Source organism: Bradyrhizobium sp. 40, assembly GCF_023100925.1.
Classification (GTDB): domain Bacteria; phylum Pseudomonadota; class Alphaproteobacteria; order Rhizobiales; family Xanthobacteraceae; genus Bradyrhizobium.
Map to the genome: position 1 here is coordinate 703,400 of NZ_CP064688.1, position 24,136 is coordinate 727,535.

Here is a 24,136-nt window from a genome sequence, read left to right on the forward strand (position 1 = left end):
AACGGATCGCCGCCGCATTGAACAAGAATGATGCGGGACGTCAACAAAAAGCCCCCGCGATCGTTCGCGGGGGCTTCTCGACGTGTCGGACTATAGCGTCAGAGTGTCACTCGGTGGCGATGTCGCCGCTGATGATCTCGCCGAAGAGTTCCCACTTCTCGCCCTTGAAGCGCTGCATCTGGAGCTGGGCGATCGGGGCGAAGTCGGTGGGCCCGGTGTTGATCTTGACGCCGGGCAGCAGGGTGTCCGGTGCAAAATCCTTCAACGAGGCCGCCTGCTTCATGATGTTGGCCCGGGTCAGATCGTCGCCGCACATTTCCAGGACCTTGGTCAGCGTCGACGCCGCGCCGTAGCCATAGACCATGCTGGTGTCGGACTTGTCGGCACCCGGCATGTACTTGTCGACGAACTCGTTCCACTTCTTCATGCCGGGGTCGTTGGCCCACTGCGGGTCCGTGGAGTCCTTGGCATAGGCTGCCGACAACACGCCCTGCGAGGCCTCGAAGCCGGCCGGCTTCATCACGCTGCCGACCGAGATCGACACGTTGGTGAGGATCTGCAGCGGCTTCCAGCTCAGCTCGGCGGTCTTCTTGATGGTCTGGGCGGCGAACTTCGGCGTCGCGTAGATCAGCAGGACGTCGGGATTGGCCGCCTTGATCTTGACGATGTGACCGTCGATCGAGGGCTCCGACACCTCGTAGCTCTCTTCCATGATGATCATGGACGCGCCCTTGGCGCCCAGGCCGTCCTTGGTGCCCTTGAGGTAGTCTTTGCCGAAATCGTCGTTCTGATAAAGGATCGCGATCTTGGCGTCCGGCTTCTCCTTCAACAGCCATTTCGCGTAGATCTGCGCTTCGCTCTGGTAGGAGGGCTGCCAGCCCATGGTCCAGGGGAAGTTCTTCGGGTCGTTCCACTTGGTGGCGCCCGTGGCGACGAACAGCTGCGGGATCTTCTTGGCGTTCAAATACTTCTGGATCGCGCTGTTCGAAGGCGTGCCGAGCGGGTTGAACACGACGATCACTTCGTCGCTCTCGACCAGCTTGCGGACCTGCTCGACGGCCTTCGGCGGCGAATAGCCGTCGTCATAGGTGACGAAGTTGATCTTGCGGCCGTTGATGCCGCCCTTGTCGTTGATCATCTTGAAATAGGCTTCTTCGGTCTTGCCGATGATGCCATAGGCCGACGCCGGACCGCTATACGGCATGATGTTGCCGATCTTGATCTCGGTATCGGACGCGCCGGTGTCGTATTTCTTCTGGGCAAATGCGGCGCCGGAGCTGAGAGTGATGACCGCCGTTGCCGTCACCAGCGCAGCGGTTCGCAGTGTTCTTTCAAAAAACAATTCGGGTCTCCTTAGCTTAATCAACGGGTTGTCAGTTCTTTCTGAGCCGGCCGACGAGTTGCTGGCCCATGATCGCGATCTGCCTCGCGCCGTGCGGCACGAGGTAGATGACGGCGAACAGGAGTACGCCGAATACGGCGCCGGAGAGGCCCTTGGAGATGCCCTCCGCCATGTTCGGCACGAAGATGATGAAAGCTGCGCCGACGAACGAGCCGGGCAGCCAGCCGACGCCACCGACGACCATGCCGAGGAACAGCGAGATCGCCAGCGTGATCGTGTAGCTGTCGGGCGCGACGAACTGCACGGCGATGGCGCCAAGCGAGCCGGCAACGCCGGTGATGCCGGCGGACACGCCGAAGGCCAGCGTCTTGTACAGTGCGACGTTGACGCCCATCGAGGAGGCCGCGATCTCGTTGTCGCGGATCGCCATGAAGGCACGGCCCGAGCGGGAGCGCAGCAGGTTTACCGAGAAGATGTAGATCGCGAGCACGACGGCGAGCGAGAAGTAGTAGAGCCAGGTGTCCTGCGACATCGGCAGCCCGAACGGCGCGTCGGGCTTGGTGACGACGAGGCCCTGCACGCCGCCCGTCCAGTGCTCGAGGAAGTTCAGCTTCAGCAGCTGCGGCATCGCGGTGGCAAGCGCAAAGGTCGCGAGCGCGAGATAGACGCCCGATAGCCGCAGCGCCGGCTTGCCGAACAGGTAGCCGAATGCGAAGCAGACCGTCGCGGAAATCGGAATTGTCAGCGCATAGTTGACGTTGAAGTACTCCATCAGCACCGCCGACGTATAAGCGCCCACGGCGTAGAAGGCGCTCTGGCCGAGCGAGAACTGGCCGGAGCCGCCCGTCAGGATGTTCAAGGCCAGCACCGCGAGCCCGTAGATCAGGAGCATCGTCATCTGGAAGATGATGAAGTTCTTGACGAACACCGGCACGATCAACAGCACCGCCAGCACTAACAGGGAGGTGCCCGTGCCCAGCGTCATCGCCCGCTTCGGAACCGCCTCGACGGCCGGGGCTTCCGTGACGACGTCTTCTGCAGCGCTCATGATCAAACTCGCTTGACGATTTGCCGGCCGAACAGGCCAGCGGGTTTGACGACCAGGACGGAAATGATCAGCGCGAGCGCGATCGGGAGCTTCAACTCGTTGCCGACGCCGGGAATGTAGGTGCCGGCGAGGTTTTCGAAGACACCGACCAGGAAGCCGCCGACCACGGCGCCGAACGGGCTCGTCAGTCCGCCGAGCACCGCCGCGGCGAAGCCGTAGATCAGCACGCCGCCCATCATGTTGGGCTCGAGGAACACGACCGGTGCGATCAGCATGCCGGCGATCGCACCGATCGCGGACGCCATGCCCCAGCCCAGCGCGATCATCCAGCTCGTGTTGATGCCGACCAGCCGTGCCGATTCAGGTACGGAGGCGGCCGCGCGCATGGCGAGGCCGATCTTGGTGTACTGGAAGAAGAAGTAGAGGCCGAGCAGCAGCAGCACCGTCACGCCGATCATGCCGGCCTGGTGGGTCGAAATCAGCTGGCTGCCGAGGAACGGCGAGGAGCCGAATGGGGTCGGATACTGCTTGATGGTGAAGTCCCAGATCAGGCCGGCCGAGGAGTTGATGATCGCGAACAGCGCGATGAAGCCGGCGACGTTGGTCAGCACCGGCGCCTTGGCGAGCGGCTTGAACAGGATGCGCTCGATCGCGATGCCGCCGACAAAGGACAATGCCAGCGTGATCACGAAGGCGGCCCAATAGGGAATGCCCCATTGCATCAGCTGCCAGGAGATGAAGGTCGAGAACATCGCCATCTCGCCCTGCGCGAAGTTGAGATGGTCGATCGCCTGGTAGATCATGACCACGGCGAGCGCCATGCAGGCGTAGATCGCGCCCGTGGCGATGCCGGCCAGCACTTGGTTGGTGAACAGCTCCATCGTGCCGGCTCCTCAGTAACCCAGGTAGGATTTGCGGATTTCTTCGTTGTTCGCGATGTCCTTGGCGTTGCCCGACATCACGATGCGTCCGGTCTCGATCACATAGGCCTGGTCGGCGAGCTCGAGCGCGAGCTGGGCGTTCTGCTCGACCACCAGGATCGACACCTTGTCCTCGCGATTGATCTTGCCGAGGATGCCGAACAGGTCGCGCACCACCAGCGGCGCCAGGCCGAACGAAGGCTCGTCCAGCAGCATCAGCCGCGGCCGCAGCATCAGCGCGCGGGCGACCGCGAGCATTTGCTGCTCGCCGCCCGAGAGCGTGCCGGCCTGCTGGGTATGCCGCTGCTTGAGCACCGGGAAATGCGCATACATGCGCTCGATGTCGGAGACGATGCCGGCGCTGTCCTTGCGGGTGATTGCGCCGAGCTGGAGGTTTTCCTCCACCGTCATGGTGGTGAAGGTGCCGCGGCCCTGCGGCACATGGGCGATGCCGAACCGTACGATGCTTTCGGTGGAGCGGTTGTTCAGCGGCTTGCCGTCGAACTCGATGCCGCCGGTCGAACGCACCATGTTGCAGATCGCGCGCAGCGTGGTGGTCTTGCCGGCGCCGTTGGCCCCGAGCAGCGTGGTCAGCGATCCCTCGCTGAGCGAGAAGGAGAGGCCGTGGAGCGCCTGGACCTGGCCGTAATAGGCGCGCAGGTCCTTGACGTTGAGCAGTGTCGTCATTGGTCCTTGCTCCCGAGATAGGCCTTGATGACGTCGGGATCCGCCTGCACCTGGGCCGGCGTGCCTTCCGCGAGCTTCTTGCCGAAATTCAGAGCGACGACGTGGTCGGCGATCGACATCACGAGGCCCATGTGATGCTCGACCAGCAGCACGGTCATGTGGCGTTCGTCGCGGATGCGGCGGATGAGGTCGCCGAGCACGTAGACTTCCTCGTGGTTGAGGCCGCCGGCGGGCTCGTCGAGCAGCAGGATCTTCGGATCGGCAGCGAGCGCGCGCGCCAGTTCGACGCGCTTCTGCGTGCCGAACGGCAGGCCCGACACGACGGTGTGGGCGACGTCCTCGAGGTCGAGATAGGCGAGGATCTCATGCACCTTCTTGTTGACGTCGCTCTCGCTGCGGCGAACCCAGGCCAGCCGCAGCGAGTCGCTGATGATGTCGCTGGAGGTGCGGGCATGGGTGCCGACGCGGACATTGTCCATCACCGACAAATTCGGAAACAGCGCCACGTTCTGGAAAGTGCGGCCGATGCCGATCTCCGCGATCCGGTGCGGCGGGCGCGTCAGGATGCTTGCGCCCTCCATCAGGATGTCGCCGGACGATGGCTGGTACAGCCGCGAGAGGCAGTTGAAGAGCGTGGTCTTGCCGGCGCCGTTAGGGCCGATCAAGCCGAGGATCTGGCCCTTGTGCATGTCAAAGGACACACCGTTGAGCGCGACGATGCCGCCGAACACGACGCTGACGTCGCGAACCGCGAGCAGGGGCGATGTCCCCTGCGCGAGCTGTGCCTGCGTCATCTCGTCTCGCCCACTCTGTTCGGTGAGCGAAGGAGCGATGTGAACCGCTCTCGATGACAACAAAGGCTATCTGATCCCCTCGGCCACACGCGCAACTTTCCCTCCTGATTTCAGCTTTTTGCTGACGTCTTTTTTGGAATGCGGCATCAGACCCCCAAGTGCCGCTTCGATGTTCCTTACCATCGCAAGCAGACGCGGTCCAATGTCGTTGATCAAACGCTCTTCCGTGAAGCGGAATGCCGGCGCGCCGCAATTGAATGCGTAGGGGCCGGTTCCGTCGTTGAGCCTGAGTGCGACGCCGGCGGCGCCGATGTCGTCGTGCCAGTCGCCGACCGAAATCGCAAATCCGTATTTCGCGACCGTCTCGCCGGAACGTTCCAGCCCGTCGCGCATCTTGGGCCAGCGGCTGCCGTAATGTTCGCGCAAAACACGAGACAGTTCCGCCCGATCGTTTTCCTCGAGCGCCCAGAAATAGGCGCGGCCCATCGCGCTGGTTGCAATCGGCACGCGGGAGCCGACGTCAAGTTGAACGCCGACCGTCTCGCTGCCGCGGCTTTGCCCGAAATAGATCATGCTGTGACGGTCGCGGCCGCCGACGGCAACGGCTCCGCCGGTCGCGCGCATCATTTCCTCGCGGAACGGTTCGGACAAATGCCGAACGCCGAGATTGGACAACGCGGCGTAGCCGAGCGCCATCGCGGCCGGCGCAAGCTGATATTTCTCGAAACGGGGAACCGGCGTCAGATAGCCGAGCTTGGTCAAGGTATAGGTCAGCCGCGAAACGGTCGGCTTGGGCAAATTGGTACGGGCCGCGATTTCCTGATTGCCAAGAAGTCCGTCGCTGGGCTGGAATGCGCGCAATACGTCTAGTCCGCGGGAAAGCGCGACGACGAAATTCCGATCGGTCGCGGTCTTCTTTCCTGTACGCTTCATCCCAGATCTGCTTCTTGCGCGGAGTCGTTGACAAGCCACGTGCTTCAAAATAACCCTGCCGTCAAGATGCGGAATTAAATTCCGCAGTGCGAAATTGAACAAAAGTTACCCCACCAAGGAGGGACACCGTGAGCGAAGTGGTCAAGCTTGAGCGTCATGACGAAGTCGGGATCGTCACGGTCGACAGCCCTCCGGTCAACGCGCTGAGCGCCGCGGTTCGCGGCGGAATTCTGGGATGCATCAAGGCCGCAATCGCCGATCCCGCCATCAAGGGCATCGTGCTGACCTGTGCCGGCCGCACCTTCATCGCAGGCGCCGACATCACCGAATTCGGCAAGCCGCCGAAGGCGCCCGCCCTCAACGACGTGCTTTCCGAGATCGAGAATTCACCGAAGCCGGTCGTGGCCGCGATTCACGGCACCGCGCTCGGCGGCGGCCTCGAGGTCGCGCTCGCCTGTCATTTCCGTGTCGCGGTGAAGGAAGCCAAGCTCGGCCTGCCCGAGGTGAAGCTCGGCCTGCTGCCGGGCGCCGGCGGCACCCAGCGCCTGCCGCGCGCAGTCGGACCGGAGCTCGCGGTCAAGATGATCGTCGGCGGTGATCCGATCGGTGCGGCGGAAGCTCTGAAGAACGGCCTGATCGAGGAGATCGTCGAGGGCCCGGCCGCCGGAGGTGAAGCCTTCGTACGAAAGCTGCTGGCTGAAAAGCGTCCGCTGCGCCGTCTGCGTGACGACGACTCCAAGATCGCGGCGGCCAAGGTCGATCGCTCGATCTTCACCAACGCGGTCGCCGCCATGACCAAGAAGTCGCGCGGTCTGGAAGCTCCGTTCGCGGCGGCTGACGCCGTCGGCTACGCCATCGACCTGCCGTTCGACGAAGGCCTCAAGAAGGAGCGCGAAGGTTTCCTGAAGCTCGTCGCCAGCGATCAGTCCAAGGCGCAGCGTTATGCCTTCTTCGCCGAGCGCGAGGCCAGCAAGATCGCCGGCGTTCCTGAGGGCACCAAGCCACGGCCCGTGAACCGCGTCGCCATCCTCGGCGCCGGCACAATGGGCGGCGGCATCGCGATGTCCTTTGCCAATGCCGGCGTTCCCGTCACCCTGATCGAGACCGGCGAGGAGCAGCTCAAGCGCGGCATGGGCATCATGCAGAAGAACTGGGAAGCGACCGCTGCGCGTGGTGGCATCCCGGCGGATGCGCCCGCCAAGCGCATGGCGCTGATCAACGGCGTCGTCGGCATCGAGAACGTCGGTGATGCTGACCTGGTGATCGAGGCTGTGTTCGAGACCATGGCAGTGAAGAAGGAAGTGTTCGGCAAGCTCGACCAGTACGTCAAGCCGGGTGCTGTGCTCGCCTCCAACACCTCGTACCTGAACATCGACGAGATCGCGAAGTCGACCAAGCGTCCGCAGGACGTGCTCGGCATGCACTTCTTCTCGCCCGCCAACGTCATGAAATTGTGCGAGATCGTGCGCGCCGACAAGACCGCGCCGGATGCCCTCGTGACCGCGGTCTCGATCGCGCGCAAAATCGCAAAGGTGCCGGCCGTGGTCGGCGTCTGCGACGGCTTTGTCGGCAACCGCATGCTGGCCCAGCGCGGCAAGCAGTCCGAGAAGCTGCTGTTCGAAGGCGCGCTTCCGCAGCAGGTCGACGCCGTCGTGACGAAGTTCGGCATGCCGATGGGGCCGTTCGCGATGGGTGACCTCGCCGGCCTCGACATCGGCTGGCGCTCGCGCAAGGACCGCGGCATCAAGTCGGAGATCGCGGACGCGCTCTGCGAAGCCGGGCGCTTCGGCCAGAAGACCGGCAAGGGCTATTACAAATACGAAGCCGGCTCCCGTTCGGCGCTGCCGGATCCCGAAGTCGAGAAGCTGATCGATGAGACGCTGCTGCGCATGGGCCGCAAGAAGCGCGTCGTCAGTGACGACGAGATCCTCGAGCGCATGATGTATCCGATGATCAACGAGGGCGCAAAGATCCTGGAGGAAGGTATCGCCGCGCGCCCGTCCGACATCGACGTGGTCTGGCTCTATGGCTATGGCTGGCCGATCTACCGCGGCGGCCCGATGTTCTGGGCCGACACCGTCGGCCTCAAGCACATCGCCGATCGTCTCTCCTTCTATGCCAAGGAGACCAACGATCCGAGCCTCGAGCCCGCGCCACTGCTGAAGAAGCTCGCGGCCGAAGGCAAGACCTTCGCGTCGCTCGCGGCGGGCTCGAAAGCGGCGTGATTGGATTGGGGTGGCTGTGATGTCTCGCCCCGGGCAACGCCCTCTCCGTTCCCTCCCCCCTTGTGGGGGAGGGTCAGGGAGGGGGGTAGCCCCGGGCGCAGGCGTTTGTGGCCACCCCCTTCCCCAACCCATCCCCACAAGGGGGAAGGGAGCCCGTCTGTCCGTGCCCGCCTCACGTTTGCAAAGTAACGGCCTTCAATGACCCATCCCGGCGAACAGTTTTATCCCGAGGGCGTGCGTTGGGACGACGCCATCGTCCAGGGCACGCTCCCTGACCTGCTGTCGAAAGCCGCCGCTGACTACGGTGCGCGCACCGCGCTCGAGTTTCGCGATCGTCCGATCAGCTACACCGAGCTCGCCGCGATGGCGGAGCGTGCGGCTGCCGCGTTCCTGCGCGCCGGCTGCGGCAAGAATACTTCCATCGCGCTGTTCCTCGGCAATACGCCGGACCATCCCGTCAATTTCTTCGGCGCGCTGAAGGCCGGCGCCCGCGTCGCGCATCTGTCACCGCTCGACGGCGAGATCGCGCTGACGCACAAGGTCTCCGATTCCGGTTCGCGCCTGCTCGTCACGTCCAACCTCGCGGCGCTGCTGCCGACCGCGCTGAAATTCCTGGAGAAGGGCCTGATCGACCGCCTGGTGGTCTGCGAGGACAATAATTGGGGTAAGGTCGGCACGCCGCAGGCTGCGATCCCCAGCGATCCCCGCATCGTCACCTTCAAGGCCTTTGTCGAGGGCGCCACCGCGCCGGCAGAGTGGCCGCAAGTGAGCGCCGACGACGTCGCGCTGCTGCAATATACCGGTGGTACCACCGGCTTGCCCAAAGGCGCGATGCTGACCCACGGCAATCTCACCTCGGCCGTGTCGATCTACGACGTTTGGGGCAAGCCGTCGCGCGCGACGCGTGGCGACGTCGTCGAGCGCGTGATCTGCGTGCTGCCGCTGTTCCACATCTATGCGCTCACAGTCGTGCTGCTGTCCTCGCTCAGGCGCGGCAATCTGATCTCGCTGCATCAGCGTTTTGACGTCGAAGCGGTGATGCGCGACATCGAAATCAAGCGCGCAACCTACTTTCCCGGCGTGCCGACGATGTGGATCGCGATCGCGGCCCTTCCCGATCTCGACAAGCGCGATTTCTCCTCGCTGGCCACCATCGGCTCCGGGGGCGCGCCGCTGCCGGTGGAGATCGCGAGTTTCTTCGAGCGCAAAGTCGGCAAGAAGCTCCGCAGCGGCTGGGGCATGACCGAGACCTGCTCGCCCGGTACCGGCCATCCGCCGGTAAGTCCCGACAAGCCGGGCTCGATCGGCCTGATGCTGCCCGGCATCGAGCTCGACGTCGTCGCGCTGGACGATCCGACACGCGTATTGCCGCCGGGCGAAGTCGGCGAGATCCGCATCAAGGGCCCGAACGTCACCAGGGGCTACTGGAACAAGCCCGAGGGATCCGCGGAGGCCTTCGTCGACGGCCGCTTCGTCACCGGCGACATCGGCTATGTCGATAGCGACGGCTATTTCTTCCTGGTCGACCGCAAGAAGGACATGATCATCTCCGGCGGCTTCAACGTTTATCCGCAAATGATCGAGCAGGCGATCTACACCATACCAGGCGTGCACGAGGTGATCGTGCTCGGCATTCCCGACTCGTATCGCGGCGAGGCCGCAAAGGCCTTCATCAAGCTCAGGCCCGGCGCAAAGCCGTTTTCGCTCGACGAGCTGCGCGCGCAGCTTGCTGGCAAGCTCGGCAGGCACGAATTGCCGGCGGAGGTCGAATTCGTCGACGATCTGCCGCGCACGCCGGTCGGAAAGCTGTCGCGCCATGAGTTGCGCCAGCAGCAGAAACCATCACAATCCGCCCAACTTGCCACCCGACTTGCATCAGGAGATCGCTCTTGACCGACGCCGTCATCGTTTCCACCGCCCGCACCCCGATCGGCAAGGCTTATCGCGGCGCGCTCAACGCTACCGAGGGCGCAACCCTGCTTGGCCACGCCATCGGCGCGGCCGTCGCGCGCGCCAAGGTCGACCCCAAGGAGATCGAGGACGTTGTGATGGGCGCAGCGCTCCAGCAAGGCGCGACCGGCGGTAACATCGCGCGCAAGGCGCTGCTCCGTGCAGGTCTCCCCGTCACGGTCGCCGGCACCACCATCGACCGGCAATGCGCCTCGGGACTGCAGGCGATCGCGCTCGCCGCACGTTCGGTGATTTTTGATGGTGTGGAGATCGCGGTCGGCGGCGGCGGCGGCGAGTCCATCTCGCTGGTGCAGAACGACAAGATGAACGGCTTCCATGCGCAGGACCCGGCGCTGCTCGAGATCAAGGGCGAGGTCTACATGCCCATGATCGACACCGCCGAAATCGTGGCCAAGCGCTACGGCATCTCGCGGGAGAAGCAGGACGAATATTCGCTGGAGAGCCAGCGCCGTACGGCCGCGGCCCAGCAAGGCGGCAAGTTCAATGATGAGCTCGCGCCGATCACCACAAAGATGGCGGTGACCGACAAGGCAACCGGTGCAGTCTCGTTCAAGGACATCACGCTCTCGCAGGACGAGGGCCCGCGCCCCGAGACCACCGCAGAAGGCCTCGCCGGCCTCAAGGCCGTGCGCGGTGAAGGCTTTTCGGTCACCGCCGGCAATGCCAGCCAGCTCTCTGACGGCGCCAGCGCGAGCGTGATCATGAGCGACAAGGAAGCGGCGAAGCGCGGGCTGAACCCGCTCGGCATCTTCCGCGGCTTCGTCTCCGCCGGCTGCGAGCCGGACGAGATGGGCATCGGCCCGGTGTTCGCGGTGCCGCGCCTGCTCAAGCGTCATGGCCTCACCGTCGACGACATCGGCCTGTGGGAGCTGAACGAAGCCTTCGCGGTGCAGGTGCTGTATTGCCGCGACAAGCTCGGCATCGACCCCGACAAGATCAACGTCGACGGCGGCGCGATCGCGGTGGGGCATCCTTACGGCATGTCGGGCGCGCGTCTCACCGGCCACGCTCTGATCGAAGGTCGCCGCCGCAAGGCGAAGTACGCGGTCGTCACCATGTGCGTCGGCGGCGGCATGGGCGCGGCGGGGCTTTTTGAGGTGTTGCAGTAGTTCTGGTCCAGTAGCCGTCGTCCCGGCGAAAGCCGGGACCCATACTCCGCAGCAGGAGTTTGGCGCACGAACAACAATGGCCTTCGCATAACGAAGGCCGGTGGTAATGGGTCCCGGCCTTCGCCGGGACGACACGTTCACAGGAGGATCCGATGGATCTCGCATTCACGAAAGAAGAGCAGGCGTTTCGCGAGGAAGTGCGGTCATTCTTCCGCGACAACGTGCCGCCGGATACGCGGCGCAAGCTGGTCGAGGGCCGCCACCTCTCGAAGGACGAGATGGTGACGTGGTGGCGCATCCTCAACAAGAAGGGCTGGGGCGTCAGCCACTGGCCCAAGCAATATGGCGGCACCGGCTGGACCTCCGTGCAGCACTACATCTTCAACGAAGAGCTGCAGTCCTATCCGGCGCCGCAGCCGCTCGCCTTCGGCGTCAGCATGGTCGGTCCCGTGATCTACACCTTCGGCAATGAAGAGCAGAAGAAGCAGTATCTGCCCCGCATCGCCAATGTCGACGATTGGTGGTGCCAGGGTTTCTCCGAGCCCGGCTCCGGCTCCGACCTCGCCTCGCTGAAGACCAAGGCCGAGCGCAAGGGCGACAAGTGGATCATCAACGGCCAGAAGACCTGGACGACGCTGGCCCAGCACGCCGACATGATCTTCTGCCTCTGCCGCACCGACCCGTCCGCCAAGAAGCAGATGGGCATCTCCTTCATCGTGTTCTCAATGAAGTCGAAGGGCGTCACCGTGCGCCCGATCCAGACCATCGACGGCGGCGCCGAGGTCAACGAGGTCTTCTTCGACGACGTCGAAGTACCCTACGAGAACCTGATCGGCGAGGAGAACAAGGGCTGGGATTACGCGAAATTCCTGCTCGGCAATGAGCGCACCGGCATCGCGCGGGTCGGCGTCTCCAAGGAGCGGCTCCGCCGCATCCGCGATCTCGCCGGTAAGGTCGAATCCGGCGGCAAGCCGATCATCCAGGACGCGGCCTTCCGTGACAAGCTCGCGGCCTGCGAGATCGAGCTCAAGGCGCTCGAGCTGACGCAGCTTCGCGTCGTCGCCGACGAAGGCAAGCACGGCAAGGGCAAGCCCAATCCGGCTTCCTCGGTGCTGAAGATCAAGGGCTCCGAGATACAGCAAACCACCACCGAGCTGTTGATGGAAGTGATCGGCCCGTTCGCCGCGCCCTACGACGTGCACGGCGACGACGGCTCGAACGAAGCCATGGACTGGACCGCCCAGATCGCGCCGAGCTACTTCAACAACCGCAAGGTCTCGATCTACGGCGGCTCCAACGAGATCCAGCGCAACATCATCGCCAAGGCGGTGCTGGGGCTGTGATCGTACACTATTAACGCGCACTCACCGTCATGGCCGGGCTTGACCCGGCCATCCACGCCTAGCGCCACGAAAGAACGTGGATGCCCGGCACAAGACTGGGCATGACGACATCGATACCGGAGAGCAAAGAATATGGATTTTGATCTGAACGAGGAGCAGCGGCTTCTGAAGGAAAGCATCGACGGCCTCTTGACCGATTCCTACGATTTCGAGAGCCGCAAGAAGTACATGAAGGAGAAGGGCGGCTGGAGCCGGACCGTCTGGGGCAAGCTCGCCGAGCAGGGCCTGCTCGGTCTGCCCTTCGCGGAGGCCGATGGCGGCTTCGGCGGCGGCGGCGTCGAGACCATGATCGTGATGGAAGCGCTCGGCAAGGCGCTGATGCTCGAGCCTTATCTCGCAACCGTCGTGATCGGCGGCGGCTTCCTGCGCCATGCGGGCAGCGATGCGCAAAAGGCCGCGCATGTGCCCGGCATCGTCGACGGCAGCAAGACGCTCGCCTTTGCCCAGCTCGAGAAGAACTCGCGCTACGATCTCTTCGACGTCTCCACGACGGCGAAGAAGAAGGGCGAGGGTTGGGTCATCGACGGCGAGAAGTTCGTCGTGCTCAACGGCGAGAACGCAGATACTCTGATCGTGACCGCGCGCACCAGGGGCGAGCGCCGCGACAAGAGCGGCATCGGCGTGTTCCTGGTGCCGGCCAACGCCAAGGGCGTCGCCAGGAAATCGTACCCGACCCAGGACGGTCTGCACGCCGCCGACATCACCTTCACCGGCGTCGAGATCGGTGCCGATGCCGTGCTCGGCAATCCCGACGATTCGCTCGCGCTGATCGAGCGTGTGGTCGACGAAGCCCGCATCGCGCTCTGCGCCGAAGCGGTCGGCCTGATGGACGAGTCTCTGAAGACAACAGTCGAGTACATCAAGACGCGCAAGCAGTTCGGTGTCGCGATCGGTTCGTTCCAGAGCCTCCAGCACCGCGCCTCCGACATGTTCGTCGCCGCCGAGCAGGCGCGATCGATGTCGATGTTCGCGACCATGGCTGCTGATTTCGAGGACGCCAAGGAGCGCAGCAACGCCGTCGCCGCGGCCAAGGTGCAGATCGGCAAGTCGCTGAAGTTCGTCGGACAGCAGGCGATCCAGCTCCACGGCGGCATCGGCATGACCATGGAGGCGAAGATCGGCCACTACTTCAAGCGCCTGACCATGATCGAGAACTCGTTCGGCGACACCGACTACCACCAGCGCCGCGTGGCGGACGGTGGCGGGCTGATCTAGTCGCCACCACCGTCATTGCGAGCGAAGCGAAGCAATCCAGACGATCTCCTCGGCGGCATCTCTGGATTGCTTCGTCGCTTCGCTCCTCGCAATGACGGAGGTCGTTGAACCAGCGAGGCAACAATAATGAAAAACACCCCGTTCGATCTCACCGGCAAGGTCGCCGTGGTCACCGGCTCCAGCCGCGGCATCGGCCGCTCCTCTGCCGAACTGCTCGCAAAGCTCGGCGCCAAAGTGGTGGTCTCCTCGCGCAAGGCGGATGCCTGCCAGGAGGTCGCCGACGGCATCAAGGCGGCCGGTGGTGACGCCACCGTCATCCCCTGCAACATCGCGCGCAGGCAAGAGGTCGAGGCGCTGATCGCGGGTGCGACCAAGCACTATGGCAAGATCGACGTCCTCGTCTGCAACGCCGCGGTGAATCCGTATTACGGCCCGCTGCTCGACATCACCGACGAAGCCTTCGACAAGATCATGGGCAGCAACGTCAAGAGCAACATCTGGCTCTCCGCGCTGACGATCCCGCAGATGGCCGAACGTGGAGGCGGCTCCGTCGTCATCATCTCCTCGATCGGCGGCCTGCGCGGTTCGACCGTGATCGGCGCCTACGGCATCTCCAAGGCCGCCGACTTCGCGCTATGTCGTTCGCTCGCCGGCGAATGGGGTCCGAAAGGCGTCCGCGTCAATTGCATCGCGCCCGGCCTCGTGAAAACCGATTTCGCCCGCGCGCTGTGGGAAGACGAAGCCAATCTAAATCGCCGCACCGCCACCACGCCGCTGCGCCGCATCGGGGAACCCGATGAAATCGCAGGCGCGGTGGCCTACCTCGCCTCCGACGCGTCGAGCTTCATGACCGGACAGACCATCGTCATCGACGGCGGCGTGACCACGGCTGCGCCGTAGGTCTCTCAGCTCGTCGTCCCGGCGAAGGCCGGGACCTGTAACCACAGGGAGTGGTTTGACGAAGTCTGGTCGTGCTGGATCGGCATCGTGCGCAATCGATGGATCACGCGGTATGGGTCCCGGCCTTCGCCGGGACGACAGCTGAGCCCTTCTTGACCTTCCCGCCCTAATCCGCTCCCTTTGGCGCGACACAATGATCCCTCCCGGGACACGCCAAGAAAACGACCAGCAAACCCCAAGGGTGCTTCCATGTCTTTCGTCCTTGCCATCGACCAGGGCACCACCTCCTCGCGCGCGATCGTGTTTCGCGGCGACATTTCCATTGCGGCGAAGGCGCAGGCCGAGTTTCCGCAGCATTTCCCCGCCTCGGGCTGGGTCGAGCACGAGCCCGAGGACATCTGGACCTCGACCGTGACGGTCTGCCGCGACGCGATCGCGCAGGCCGGCATCAGCGCAAAGGACATCGCCGCGATCGGGATCACCAACCAGCGCGAGACCACCGTGGTGTGGGACCGCGCCACGGGGCAGGCCGTACACCGCGCCATCGTCTGGCAGGACCGCCGCACCGCCGACATCTGCGCGAGACTGAAAGCCGACGGCCGCGAGCCCGTGATCTCGCAGAAGACCGGCCTGATCATTGATCCCTATTTCTCCGGCACCAAGGTCGCCTGGATTCTCGACCATGTCCCCGGCGCGCGGGCGCGCGCCGCGCGCGGCGAATTGATGTTCGGCACCGTCGATTGCTATCTGCTGTGGCGCCTCACCGGCGGCAAGGTGCACGCCACCGATGCCACCAACGCCTCGCGCACGCTGCTGTTCAACATCCACACCGGCCAGTGGGACGACGAACTCCTGGAGATCATCGGCGTGCCGCGCTCGATGCTGCCCGAGGTGAAGGATTCCTCCGCCCGTTTCGGCGAGAGCACGCCGGACCTGTTCGGCGGCGCGATTGCGATCTCCGGCATTGCCGGCGACCAGCAGGCCGCCACCATCGGCCAGGCCTGCTTCCGTCCGGGCATGATGAAGTCGACCTACGGCACCGGCTGCTTCGCCCTGCTCAACACCGGCACCACGCCCGTGGCCTCGAAGAACAAGCTGCTCACCACCATCGCCTACCAGCTCGGTGGCAAACGCACCTACGCGCTCGAAGGCTCGATCTTCGTCGCGGGCAGCGCGGTACAGTGGCTGCGCGACGGCCTCGGCATCATCAAGCACGCCGCCGAGACCGGACCTCTTGCTGATCAGTCGGACTCCATGCAGAGCGTGTATCTGGTGCCGGCCTTCGTCGGCATGGGCGCGCCCTACTGGAATCCACGCGTGCGCGGCGCGCTGTTCGGCCTCACCCGCAATACCGGCCCGGCCGAGCTCGCCCACGCCGCGCTCGAAAGCGTCTGCTACCAGACGTTCGACCTTTGGGCCGCAATGCGCGCGGACTGGCCGAGCTCGGAAACCGCCAGCGTCGTGCTCCGCGTCGACGGCGGCATGACCGCATCCGACTGGACCATGCAGCGCCTCGCCGACCTGCTCGACGCCCCGGTCGACCGCCCCGTGATCCAGGAGACGACGGCGCTGGGCGCGGCCTATCTCGCCGGCCTTGAGGCCGGCGTCTATCCCGAGCCGACCAAATTCGCCGACAACTGGCGCCTCGAGCACCGCTTCAAGCCGAACATGAGCCAGGCGACAAGGGAGCGGAAGCTGGCGGGCTGGGCGAGGGCGGTGAAGGGCGTGCTCGCGAGCGACGAGGGCGAGGGCTAGGAGGATCTCGTAGCCTGGATGGAGCGCAGCGAAATCCGGGGTTCTGCATGGCACGATCCCGGATTGCGCTGCGCTCCATCCAGGCTACAAGAAACAGCAACAAAGGGAGCACCAACAATGAACACGGATTTCAACCGGGTCATCCAGAAGCTTTTTGGCGCAGCGATCTGCGCCGCGCTGCTCACCTCGACCGCCATTGCGCGTGAGAAGCCGGACCCGCTCGGAAGCGCGCGGCAGGTCAAGACCGACGTCGCCGGTCTCAATGCCCCCGCGCAGATTCTGGTCGATGTCTGGGGCATCCCCCACATCTATGCGGCCAATGAGCACGACCTGTTTTTCCTGCAAGGCTTCAACGCCGCCCGCGATCGGCTCTGGCAGATCGATCTCTGGCGCAAGCGCGGACTCGGTCTGCTGGCCAAGGATTTCGGCCCGGCCTATGCCGAACAGGACAAGGCGCTACGGCTCTTTCTTTATCGCGGCGACATGAATGCGGAATGGGCGGCTTACGGCCCCAAGGCGAAGACCTATGCGGAGGCGTTCGTCGCCGGGGTCAACGCCTATGTCGCCGATGTGCGCGCGGGCAAGCGCCCGTTACCGATCGAGTTCAGGATCGCCGGCACCATGCCGGATCCGTGGACGGCGGACGACATCGTCCGCATCCGCAGCCACGGCCTGACGCGCAATGTCGCCTCCGAGGTCAAGCGCTCGTTGGTCGCTTGCGCAGCCGGCCTCGATGCCGATCGGTTTCGCGTCAAGCTCGAGCCGGCATGGACGACGAAAATTCCAGATGGTCTCGATCCCTGCAGCGTGCCGAAGGCCGTGCTGGCGCCTTACGATCTCGCGACGCGCCCGGTCGCCTTTGCCGCGCCGAAAGATCGCCAGGGCGCGCTCGCGCACGATCCGGACAAGTACCTCACCGAGGCCGACCAGCAACGCGACACCATCGGCTCCAACAATTGGGTGATCGCGGCGTCGCGGACCGCGACGGGACGGCCGATCCTCGCCAACGATCCGCATCGCGAGCACAGCGTGCCTTCGCTGCGTTACGTCGTCGGCCTCAATGCGCCCGGCCTTTCCGTGATCGGCGCGGGCGAGCCGGCGCTGCCCGGCATCTCGATCGGCCACAATGGCACCATCGCCTTCGGCCTCACCATCTTCAACGTCGACCAGGAAGACCTCTACGTCTACGAGCTCAATCCGCAGAATCCCAACCAGTACCGCTATGGCAGCGGCTGGGAGGACATGCACATCGTACACGAGAAGGAGCAGGTGAAAGGCGAAGGCGATCGCGATCTCGAGCTGAAATTCACCCGGCATGGTCCGGTGATCTATGTCGACGACGCCAACAAGCGCGCCTTCGCCGTCCGCTCGATCTGGTTCGAGCCCGGCACCTCGGCCTATTTCGGCTCCTCCGACTACATGACCGCGAAGGATTGGAACGGATTCCTCGGCGCCATGCGGCGCTGGGGCGCGCCATCGGAGAACCAGGTCTATGCGGACACCAAGGGCAATATTGGCTGGGTTGCCGCCGGCAAGACGCCGCGGCGCGCCAATTATGATGGCCTGATGCCGGTGCCGGGCGACGGCCGCTACGAATGGCAGGGGTTTCTCTCGCTCGACGAACTGCCCAAGGCCTATCAGCCCAAGCAGGGCTTTCTCGCCACCGCCAACCAGATGAACCTGCCGGCGGATTATCCCGTCAGCGAGCGCAAGGTCGGCTTCGAATGGGCGGACAGTGCGCGCTGGCAGCGCATCACCGAGGTGCTGCAGGCCAACAGCAAGGTGACGCTGGCCGATGCCATGGATTTGCAGAACGACGACACCACGATGCTGGGGCGGCGGCTCGTCAAGCTGCTGCAGCCGCTCACTTCGGACGATGCCAACGTGAAGAAGGGCCTCGAACTGCTCAAGCCGTGGGACGCGCGTGATGCCGCCGACAGCGCCGCTGCCGCGGTGTTCGAGGTCTGGATCGCCAATCATCTTGGACCGGTGCTGTTGAAGACCACGGCGCCCAAGGCTGCCGACCTGATCGCGCCCGAGGCGTCGAGCATTTCGGCGCTTGTCGCCTTCCTGGAATCTCCAGACGCGTCGTTTGGCTCCGATCCCGCCGCCGCCCGCGACCAGATCCTGCGCGACAGCCTTGGCGCCGCGGTGGCCGATGTGACGACCAAGCTCGGGGCCGATTCCTCAACCTGGCGCTGGGGCCGCCTGCACGTCGCGAAATTCGACCATGCTCTGATGCCGCTTGCCGACAAGGCGACGGCCGCTCAGCTCTCGGTCGGTCCGCTGGCCTACGGCGGCGCCGCCAATGTGCCGCGCGCGGCCACCTATCGCCGCACCGATTATCAGCTGTTCGCCGGCGCCTCGTTCCGCATGGTGCTGGACGTCGGCAATTGGGATGCGAGCCGCACCATCAACACGCCGGGCCAGTCGGGCGATCCCTTCAGCGGCCATTATCGCGACCTCGCGCCGCTGTGGGCGACGGGCCGGTATGTGCCGCTGCTCTACAGCCGCGCTGCGGTCGAGGCGGCGACGGCGGAAGCGATCACGCTGACGCCTCGGTGAATGAGGCGATCTAAACAAGGGCGCGGCCGCAAACACCACCGTCGTCCCGGCCTAGTGCGCAATTGCGCACGGGGGGCCGGGACCCATACTCCGCAGCAGCTGTTACGAACGGGGCTCGTCGTTCCAGCGTCACAAAGCAACCTGCATCCGTGGTTATGGGTCCCGGCCTTCGCCGGGACGACGCAGAATATGTGGCTCGCGCTCGGCTCTATTGGAAACCGCCATGATCCTCCCCGACGGCTATTCCGACATTCCCGCCGGCAAGATCGCTGCCGTCGTCACGCATCTCGAGATGACGGCGCGTCCGCCGCTGCGTGGTGATCCCCTTGGCGCATGGACCCTGCGCAAGGTCGATACCCCCGCGGTTCATTGGTATCGCGATCTCCATCGCCGCGTCGGCGAGGAGTGGTTGTGGTTTTCGCGGGCGCGCATGAACGACGCCGAGCTCGCCGCAATCATCCATGCACCGGGCGTCGAGGTCTATGCGCTTGTCGTGGACGGCAACGATGAAGGCCTGCTGGAGCTGGACTTTCGCGAGGGCCGCCAGTGCGAGCTCGTGTATTTCGGCGTCACCGCAAAACTGATCGGCAGTGGTGCCGCCCGCTTTATGATGAACCGCGCGCTTGAGCTCGCGTGGTCACGCGACCTGTCCCGCGTCTGGGTGCACACCTGCACCTTGGACCATCCGTCCGCCGTCGCGTTCTATCAGCGCTCCGGCTTCCGCCCGTTCCGCCGCCAGATCGAGGTCGCCGACGACCCGCGGCTCGATGGCACGGCGCCGCGAACCGCGGCGAAGCATGTGCCGATCATCGAATAAAAGCTACTGTCAGACGTCGCCCCGGACTGAAGCCCGGTTGGAGCGCCTTGTCCGCCGAAGCTCGAAGCGCGAAGGCGGAAGCGCAATCCGCGACAGCGTCCCCGCATTCCGCTCCGCTCCATGCGGGCTACTCCTCAAAACACCTTCTGCTCCGCCCGCGCCAGCGAAAACCCGCGCTGCATCGCATTGAAGCACGTCAGTCCCGTCTGCTCGGAACGGCAGGTGAATCCCGCCCGCTGCCACACTTCGCCATAGGCGAGCACGGGCAGCGACGGGTCCATGATGGTATCGCCGGCGCAGATGCGGCCCGCGGCTCCCTTCGCGCTCATCTCGAAGGCGTTGCCCCATTCCAGCTCGCAATCGGCCGGACGGCGCGGCCGCGTCTCCAGGTTCATGACGTCGCAGCGGAGCACGCCTTGTCCGTTGTCGGTGAAGAACTGGCAGGCGATGTTTTTCGACGGCGTCTGGAAGCCGATCGGGCGGTCCTGCGCGCGGGCGCCGTGGCCGGCCAGGGCAAGCAGGATCGACGTCAGCAGGATCGACGTCAAAATGAGTCCGCGATAGGCGACCATGCGAAGCTCGCTAGCCGTTGAAATTGACTGCCGTGGTGTTGGCGCCGCAAACCAGGACCGCGACCCGCTCGCCAGGTGAGGGACGATAGCGGCCGGAGAGCAAGGCGGCAAAGGCGGCCGCGCCACCAGGCTCGGCCACTAGGCGCAGGCTCGACCACAAGGCCGCCTGCGCCTGCCTGATCGCGTCGTCGGCGACGAGGACGACTCGCTCGACATGGGCCCGCGCAATCGGAAACATCAATTGTCCGACACGTCGCGGGGCGAGACTGTCGGCGGCGATGCCGCCCGCGGGCGCATCGGTCGGCGCGCCTGCCGCGAAGGCGGCGTGAAGCGTTGGCGATTGCTCCGGCTCGACCGCGACGATGCGCGTCCTGCCGGCACTCCAGGCCGCCATACCACCAATCAGGCCGCCGCCGCCGACTGCAACCAGCACCGTGTCGATGCCCGGTGCATCCTGCTCCAGCTCCATGCCGACGCTGCCCTGACCGAGCAAGGTCTCGACCTGGTCGTAAGCATGCACGGCCATGGCGCCGGTCTGCGCGACATGGGTTTCGCTCGCGGCGAGCGCGTCGGCATAGCGGCTGCCTGCGACCACGAGCTGCGCGCCATAGCCTCTGATCCGCTCGGCCTTGGCCGGCGAGGTGATGTCGGGCACGAAAATCGTGGCGGGAACGCCGAGCCGCTGCGCCGCATAAGCCACCGCCGCGCCGTGATTGCCGCCCGATGCGGCGACGACACCGGCCTCGGGCAGCCGCCGCAACAGCAAATTGGCAAAGGCACCCCGCGCCTTGAACGATCCGGAATGCTGCAACAGCTCGAGCTTGAAAATGACGGGCGAAGCCGGCAGGCCAAAATCGGCGAGATCGGCCTCAACGAGCGGCGTGCGCCGTATGTGCGGACGGATGACGGCCTCGATCGCCGCGATCCGCTCCCGATTGATGTCCATTGTTGCTGTCATGATGCCGTCCTTGATAGCGCATCCGGCAGACGCTGTCGCGGCGCCGTTGCATCCGGCGCAATGCTCCACTTCCATGATTTTGCTTGCGCCACTGCGGCCTTGCCGTGGAAACTGATCGGCCGTGCCTCGTCCAAAAGCCAGAGAAGAGCGCAAAACCATGTTCCTGATCGGCCAATACGATTCCCCCTTTGTCCGCCGCGTCGCAATTGCGCTGCGGCTGTACGGCCTCGCCTTCGAGCACAGGCCGTGGTCGACCTTCGGCGACGCCGACAAGATCGCGCCCTATAATCCGCTGCGCCGCGTGCCGACGCTGGTGCTCGACGACGGCGAGGCGCTGATCGAGAGCACGGTCATCCTCGATTATCTCGACGAATTGGTAGGGCCGGAGAAGGCGATGCTGCCGCGCTCCGGCGCCGAGCGCCGGCATCATTTGCGCATCTGCGCGCTCGCCTCCGGTCTCGGCGACAAGGCGGTCAGCCTGCTCTACGAGCGCGTGTTGCGGAAGGAGCAGCTTGCGCTGTGGGTGCAGCGTTGCGAAGCGCAGATCGCGGACGTGCTGAAAGCGCTGGAGGCCGAGCGCGCCAAGGTGACCACGCCATACTGGCTAGGCGACCGCATCGGCCATGCCGACATCGCGGTGGCCTGCGTCGTGCGCTTCACCCGCGAGGCGCACCCGCTTCTGTTCGAGACCTCGCGCTATCCGGCGTTGTCGGCGCATGCCGACGCGTGCGAGGCGCTGGTGCCGTTCCAGGAGATCGTGCAGCCACTGTCACCGCCGAAGGGGTGAGCGCCGCTATGCGAACCCGACCTTGATCAGGATTGTCAGGAAGAGGCCGCCGACGACCGCGCAAACCGCGGCGCCGATCAGCGGCCCCAGCGCGCCTGCGCGGCTTGCAGGCTCCAGCACGGCTTGTCCGGGCTGGCCCGGATCGTAATAGACCTGGACGCTCTTCCCGGGGCGATATTTCGCCGCGGCCTCTGCGGCGACCTCGCGCAGCCCGGAGATCATGGTGCCGTTCCAATCGACTTCGGTGCCGATGAAATCGCGATTGCCGACCCTGTAGGCGTAGCGCAGGTCGACCTGATAGCGGTGGACAAGCTTTGAAGTCGTCGGTCGATTGTCGTGCTCGGTCTTCTCCTCGACGATTTCCTCAATCACCTCGCAATGGGTGACCCTGCCGGCAGCGGTCGGCCAGCGCAGGCTGGCGCTCGCCAGCCGGCGCGTCCGGACATAATCGGCGGCGAGGAACATCCCGCCCACCAGCACGATGATCGGCACCGCGAACGCGAACAGCGGGACGCCCTTGTCGGCGTAGAGCACGTGGCCTGCGAACGAATGCGCGGTCAGCGTGGCGGCGATGACGCCGAACACCATCGTGAACGCCACCAGCGCCGCGACGTTCTGCGCGGCGGCAGGCTCCAGCAGCGCCTCGGTCGGTTGCTTCGGATCGACATGGACGTCGACATGGGCGCCGACCGGATAACGTCCGGTCAGTTTTGCGGCCAGCACCCTCGTCGTGATGACGGTGCCGCCAACAAAGACCTTGTCGCCTTCCAGCTCCTGGCCGCCGGCCTGATAGCGATAGCGGATGATGGGCTTGGCGTCGTTCCGATCGTCCGAGGTGTGCGCCGTTGGCTGGTCGACCTGGGAGACTGTGATGATGCCCTCCACCTTGTCCCAGCTCCGCGCAGCCACCATCCGGCCTCGCATGCGGACCAGATTGAACAGCGTCAATCCAAACAGCAGCACGGCGATGCCAGCGGCAATCTGGGTCCACATCAATTGTTGGGCGTTCAGCATCCGATTCCCCTGCGCTTCGGCGGCGACCGCCATTGGTCGCGGCGAACGCGCTTTGCGTTCACGTCAGGGTGAAGTGCGGCCGATTCTATTTCCGTGTACAGGGCCTGATCTCGCCCGTCGCCGACGTCATTCCGACCGGACTTGGCGATAACCTGATGCCAAAGAACAACTGGGAGCCGGACACCTTGTCGTCAGCCCCATCGTGCACGTCGAGGTCGAGCTTCGCGGCGATCTCGGATGTCAACTTAGCCTTCTCCTCCATCGAGATCGAGTTGTGATATTTGATCTCGTAGACGACGTCAGCCTCCAGTACGGAGCGCGTCTGGCACACGACGCCGCCGTTCGAAACGTTCTGGGTGACCGCGTCTGCGCATTCTGCCTTCAGCAATGCGTTCCGGGTCGATATCAGCGACTCGTCGGAAATCAGCAGGATGTTGGCATTCTCGAGCTTGAGGTTGACCGCCTCGACCTGCTGCATCCCGGCGACGGCCGACAGCTTGTCCCTGACCTGGGCCGACACGTCGAGCTTCTTCTCGAGCGACTGCTTCAGGTCTCGGTCAACGGTCCGCGATCTCTGGATCTTGCCGGTCAGGAGCGTGGGGTCGACGTCGCAGGTTGGATGCAGCTCCAGCCGGCCGTTGCTGAGATATTCGATCGTGTTGATCGTGCCGGGGCCACCGAACGTGCTTGGCGGCACCACCTCGAAATATCCGGTCTCGGAGAGGATGGCCGTGATCGTTTGCTTCTTGCGCGGGAACCCGGCGTAGACGGAGACCATCACGAGGCCTATCGCGACAAAAACCCCGCTACCAAGCCAAAGCCATTTGCGGCTTGCTACTTGCCTGGGCAGCACAACTGACTTCGCTCGCCGCATGGCACGTAGCCTTTCGGACAGTCCGCCGAGGCAATCGTTGGCAGAACGACAAGAACGATCGCGGCGACGAACAGTGCAATGAACTGCTTCATATGTTCGATCCCAACTAAACCGTCGGCTTGAAGGTAGTAGACCGAGAGAGTAGTGGATCAAGGTTGAGCGGACAAGTGAACGAGTTCACAAGCGCCCGATTCTCGCGAGGCACATCCGCAGCAGCTCGATGTGCTGCGTCGTTTCGGTACAGGTT

At 64.6% G+C, this 24,136-nt stretch carries 20 protein-coding genes; 10 read left to right on the forward strand and 10 right to left on the reverse strand.

Annotation, left to right across the window (positions count from 1 at the left end):
* Positions 1 to 106: 106 nt before the first annotated feature.
* The 6 genes from IVB40_RS03275 to IVB40_RS03300 all read right to left on the reverse strand — a co-directional run bounded on the left by IVB40_RS03275 (position 107) and on the right by IVB40_RS03300 (position 5,724).
* Positions 107 to 1,342, reverse strand: coding sequence for an ABC transporter substrate-binding protein (locus tag IVB40_RS03275; protein ID WP_247362840.1), 1,236 nt, complete (start codon positions 1,340 to 1,342; stop codon positions 107 to 109).
* Between the two features lie 31 nt (positions 1,343 to 1,373).
* Positions 1,374 to 2,390 carry a branched-chain amino acid ABC transporter permease gene (locus tag IVB40_RS03280; protein WP_247362839.1) on the reverse strand — a complete coding sequence of 339 codons (1,017 nt, stop codon included), beginning with the start codon at positions 2,388 to 2,390 and terminating at the stop codon, positions 1,374 to 1,376.
* A gap of 2 nt (positions 2,391 to 2,392) precedes the next feature.
* Positions 2,393 to 3,271 carry a branched-chain amino acid ABC transporter permease gene (locus IVB40_RS03285; RefSeq protein ID WP_007599708.1) on the reverse strand — a complete coding sequence of 293 codons (879 nt, stop codon included), beginning with the start codon at positions 3,269 to 3,271 and terminating at the stop codon, positions 2,393 to 2,395.
* A 12-nt stretch (positions 3,272 to 3,283) separates the two neighbouring features.
* The gene (locus tag IVB40_RS03290) at positions 3,284 to 3,997 is read right to left on the reverse strand and encodes an ABC transporter ATP-binding protein (RefSeq protein ID WP_007599709.1); all 714 of its coding nucleotides are present in this window, start codon (positions 3,995 to 3,997) and stop codon (positions 3,284 to 3,286) included.
* Positions 3,994 to 4,791, reverse strand: a complete 798-nt coding sequence (locus IVB40_RS03295; protein ID WP_007599710.1) for an ABC transporter ATP-binding protein — start codon at positions 4,789 to 4,791, stop codon at positions 3,994 to 3,996. Before IVB40_RS03295 ends, IVB40_RS03290 begins: the two co-directional genes overlap by 4 nt.
* A 66-nt stretch (positions 4,792 to 4,857) precedes the next feature.
* Positions 4,858 to 5,724, reverse strand: a complete 867-nt coding sequence (locus IVB40_RS03300; RefSeq protein WP_007599713.1) for an IclR family transcriptional regulator — start codon at positions 5,722 to 5,724, stop codon at positions 4,858 to 4,860.
* 128 nt (positions 5,725 to 5,852) lie between these two features.
* Between IVB40_RS03300 and IVB40_RS03305 the strand changes: the two genes are divergently transcribed.
* The 9 genes from IVB40_RS03305 (at position 5,853) to IVB40_RS03345 (ending at position 19,684) form a co-directional block, all read left to right on the forward strand.
* The gene (locus IVB40_RS03305; RefSeq protein ID WP_247818080.1) at positions 5,853 to 7,949 is read left to right on the forward strand and encodes a 3-hydroxyacyl-CoA dehydrogenase NAD-binding domain-containing protein; all 2,097 of its coding nucleotides are present in this window, start codon (positions 5,853 to 5,855) and stop codon (positions 7,947 to 7,949) included.
* Positions 7,950 to 8,147: 198 nt separating this feature from the next.
* Positions 8,148 to 9,842 carry a dicarboxylate--CoA ligase PimA gene (gene pimA / locus IVB40_RS03310; RefSeq protein ID WP_247818081.1) on the forward strand — a complete coding sequence of 565 codons (1,695 nt, stop codon included), beginning with the start codon at positions 8,148 to 8,150 and terminating at the stop codon, positions 9,840 to 9,842.
* Positions 9,839 to 11,029, forward strand: a complete 1,191-nt coding sequence (locus IVB40_RS03315) for an acetyl-CoA C-acyltransferase (protein ID WP_247818082.1) — start codon at positions 9,839 to 9,841, stop codon at positions 11,027 to 11,029. Before pimA ends, IVB40_RS03315 begins: the two co-directional genes overlap by 4 nt.
* A 152-nt stretch (positions 11,030 to 11,181) precedes the next feature.
* Positions 11,182 to 12,372 carry a pimeloyl-CoA dehydrogenase large subunit gene (pimC, locus tag IVB40_RS03320; RefSeq protein ID WP_027570171.1) on the forward strand — a complete coding sequence of 397 codons (1,191 nt, stop codon included), beginning with the start codon at positions 11,182 to 11,184 and terminating at the stop codon, positions 12,370 to 12,372.
* Positions 12,373 to 12,504: 132 nt separating this feature from the next.
* On the forward strand, positions 12,505 to 13,647 hold the full coding sequence (pimD, locus tag IVB40_RS03325) for a pimeloyl-CoA dehydrogenase small subunit (RefSeq protein ID WP_247818083.1): 1,143 nt from the start codon (positions 12,505 to 12,507) through the stop codon (positions 13,645 to 13,647).
* Between the two features lie 126 nt (positions 13,648 to 13,773).
* Complete coding sequence (locus IVB40_RS03330; protein ID WP_247818084.1) at positions 13,774 to 14,547, forward strand: glucose 1-dehydrogenase; 774 nt, start codon at positions 13,774 to 13,776, stop codon at positions 14,545 to 14,547.
* Positions 14,548 to 14,796: 249 nt separating this feature from the next.
* Positions 14,797 to 16,302: a glycerol kinase GlpK gene (gene glpK / locus IVB40_RS03335; RefSeq protein WP_247818085.1), complete on the forward strand. Its 1,506-nt coding sequence runs from the start codon at positions 14,797 to 14,799 to the stop codon at positions 16,300 to 16,302.
* A gap of 117 nt (positions 16,303 to 16,419) precedes the next feature.
* On the forward strand, positions 16,420 to 18,867 hold the full coding sequence (locus IVB40_RS03340) for a penicillin acylase family protein (protein ID WP_247818086.1): 2,448 nt from the start codon (positions 16,420 to 16,422) through the stop codon (positions 18,865 to 18,867).
* Between the two features lie 223 nt (positions 18,868 to 19,090).
* On the forward strand, positions 19,091 to 19,684 hold the full coding sequence (locus IVB40_RS03345; RefSeq protein WP_247818087.1) for a GNAT family N-acetyltransferase: 594 nt from the start codon (positions 19,091 to 19,093) through the stop codon (positions 19,682 to 19,684).
* 134 nt (positions 19,685 to 19,818) lie between these two features.
* Here IVB40_RS03345 and IVB40_RS03350 read toward each other — a convergent pair whose 3' ends face one another.
* Both IVB40_RS03350 and IVB40_RS03355 read right to left on the reverse strand, forming a co-directional pair.
* The gene (locus IVB40_RS03350) at positions 19,819 to 20,256 is read right to left on the reverse strand and encodes a DUF6636 domain-containing protein (protein WP_247818088.1); all 438 of its coding nucleotides are present in this window, start codon (positions 20,254 to 20,256) and stop codon (positions 19,819 to 19,821) included.
* A gap of 10 nt (positions 20,257 to 20,266) precedes the next feature.
* The gene (locus IVB40_RS03355; protein ID WP_247818089.1) at positions 20,267 to 21,214 is read right to left on the reverse strand and encodes a threonine/serine dehydratase; all 948 of its coding nucleotides are present in this window, start codon (positions 21,212 to 21,214) and stop codon (positions 20,267 to 20,269) included.
* A 157-nt stretch (positions 21,215 to 21,371) separates the two neighbouring features.
* On the opposite strand from IVB40_RS03355, the gene IVB40_RS03360 reads away from it, so the two are divergent.
* Entirely contained in the window at positions 21,372 to 22,001 is a 630-nt protein-coding gene (locus IVB40_RS03360) for a glutathione S-transferase family protein (RefSeq protein WP_247283565.1), read from the forward strand.
* 6 nt (positions 22,002 to 22,007) lie between these two features.
* Here IVB40_RS03360 and IVB40_RS03365 read toward each other — a convergent pair whose 3' ends face one another.
* Complete coding sequence (locus tag IVB40_RS03365) at positions 22,008 to 23,015, reverse strand: DUF3592 domain-containing protein (RefSeq protein WP_247818090.1); 1,008 nt, start codon at positions 23,013 to 23,015, stop codon at positions 22,008 to 22,010.
* A gap of 85 nt (positions 23,016 to 23,100) precedes the next feature.
* On the reverse strand, positions 23,101 to 23,793 hold the full coding sequence (locus tag IVB40_RS03370) for a hypothetical protein (protein ID WP_247819649.1): 693 nt from the start codon (positions 23,791 to 23,793) through the stop codon (positions 23,101 to 23,103).
* Between the last annotated feature and the right edge of the window lie 343 nt (positions 23,794 to 24,136).

Bases quoted from the DNA above. Each gene is read 5' to 3' on its own strand.
- IVB40_RS03350 (WP_247818088.1), bottom strand. From the start codon at position 20,256: ATGGTCGCCTATCGCGGACTCATTTTGACGTCGATCCTGCTGACGTCG.
- IVB40_RS03330 (WP_247818084.1), top strand. From the start codon at position 13,774: ATGAAAAACACCCCGTTCGATCTCACCGGCAAGGTCGCCGTGGTCACC.
- IVB40_RS03360 (WP_247283565.1), top strand. From the start codon at position 21,372: ATGTTCCTGATCGGCCAATACGATTCCCCCTTTGTCCGCCGCGTCGCA.
- IVB40_RS03340 (WP_247818086.1), top strand. From the start codon at position 16,420: ATGAACACGGATTTCAACCGGGTCATCCAGAAGCTTTTTGGCGCAGCG.
- pimD (WP_247818083.1), top strand. From the start codon at position 12,505: ATGGATTTTGATCTGAACGAGGAGCAGCGGCTTCTGAAGGAAAGCATC.
- IVB40_RS03285 (WP_007599708.1), bottom strand. From the start codon at position 3,271: ATGGAGCTGTTCACCAACCAAGTGCTGGCCGGCATCGCCACGGGCGCG.
- glpK (WP_247818085.1), top strand. From the start codon at position 14,797: ATGTCTTTCGTCCTTGCCATCGACCAGGGCACCACCTCCTCGCGCGCG.
- IVB40_RS03295 (WP_007599710.1), bottom strand. From the start codon at position 4,791: ATGACGCAGGCACAGCTCGCGCAGGGGACATCGCCCCTGCTCGCGGTT.
- IVB40_RS03280 (WP_247362839.1), bottom strand. From the start codon at position 2,390: ATGAGCGCTGCAGAAGACGTCGTCACGGAAGCCCCGGCCGTCGAGGCG.
- IVB40_RS03345 (WP_247818087.1), top strand. From the start codon at position 19,091: ATGATCCTCCCCGACGGCTATTCCGACATTCCCGCCGGCAAGATCGCT.
- pimC (WP_027570171.1), top strand. From the start codon at position 11,182: ATGGATCTCGCATTCACGAAAGAAGAGCAGGCGTTTCGCGAGGAAGTG.
- IVB40_RS03355 (WP_247818089.1), bottom strand. From the start codon at position 21,214: ATGACAGCAACAATGGACATCAATCGGGAGCGGATCGCGGCGATCGAG.
- IVB40_RS03290 (WP_007599709.1), bottom strand. From the start codon at position 3,997: ATGACGACACTGCTCAACGTCAAGGACCTGCGCGCCTATTACGGCCAG.
- IVB40_RS03300 (WP_007599713.1), bottom strand. From the start codon at position 5,724: ATGAAGCGTACAGGAAAGAAGACCGCGACCGATCGGAATTTCGTCGTC.
- pimA (WP_247818081.1), top strand. From the start codon at position 8,148: ATGACCCATCCCGGCGAACAGTTTTATCCCGAGGGCGTGCGTTGGGAC.
- IVB40_RS03365 (WP_247818090.1), bottom strand. From the start codon at position 23,015: ATGCTGAACGCCCAACAATTGATGTGGACCCAGATTGCCGCTGGCATC.
- IVB40_RS03370 (WP_247819649.1), bottom strand. From the start codon at position 23,793: ATGGTCTCCGTCTACGCCGGGTTCCCGCGCAAGAAGCAAACGATCACG.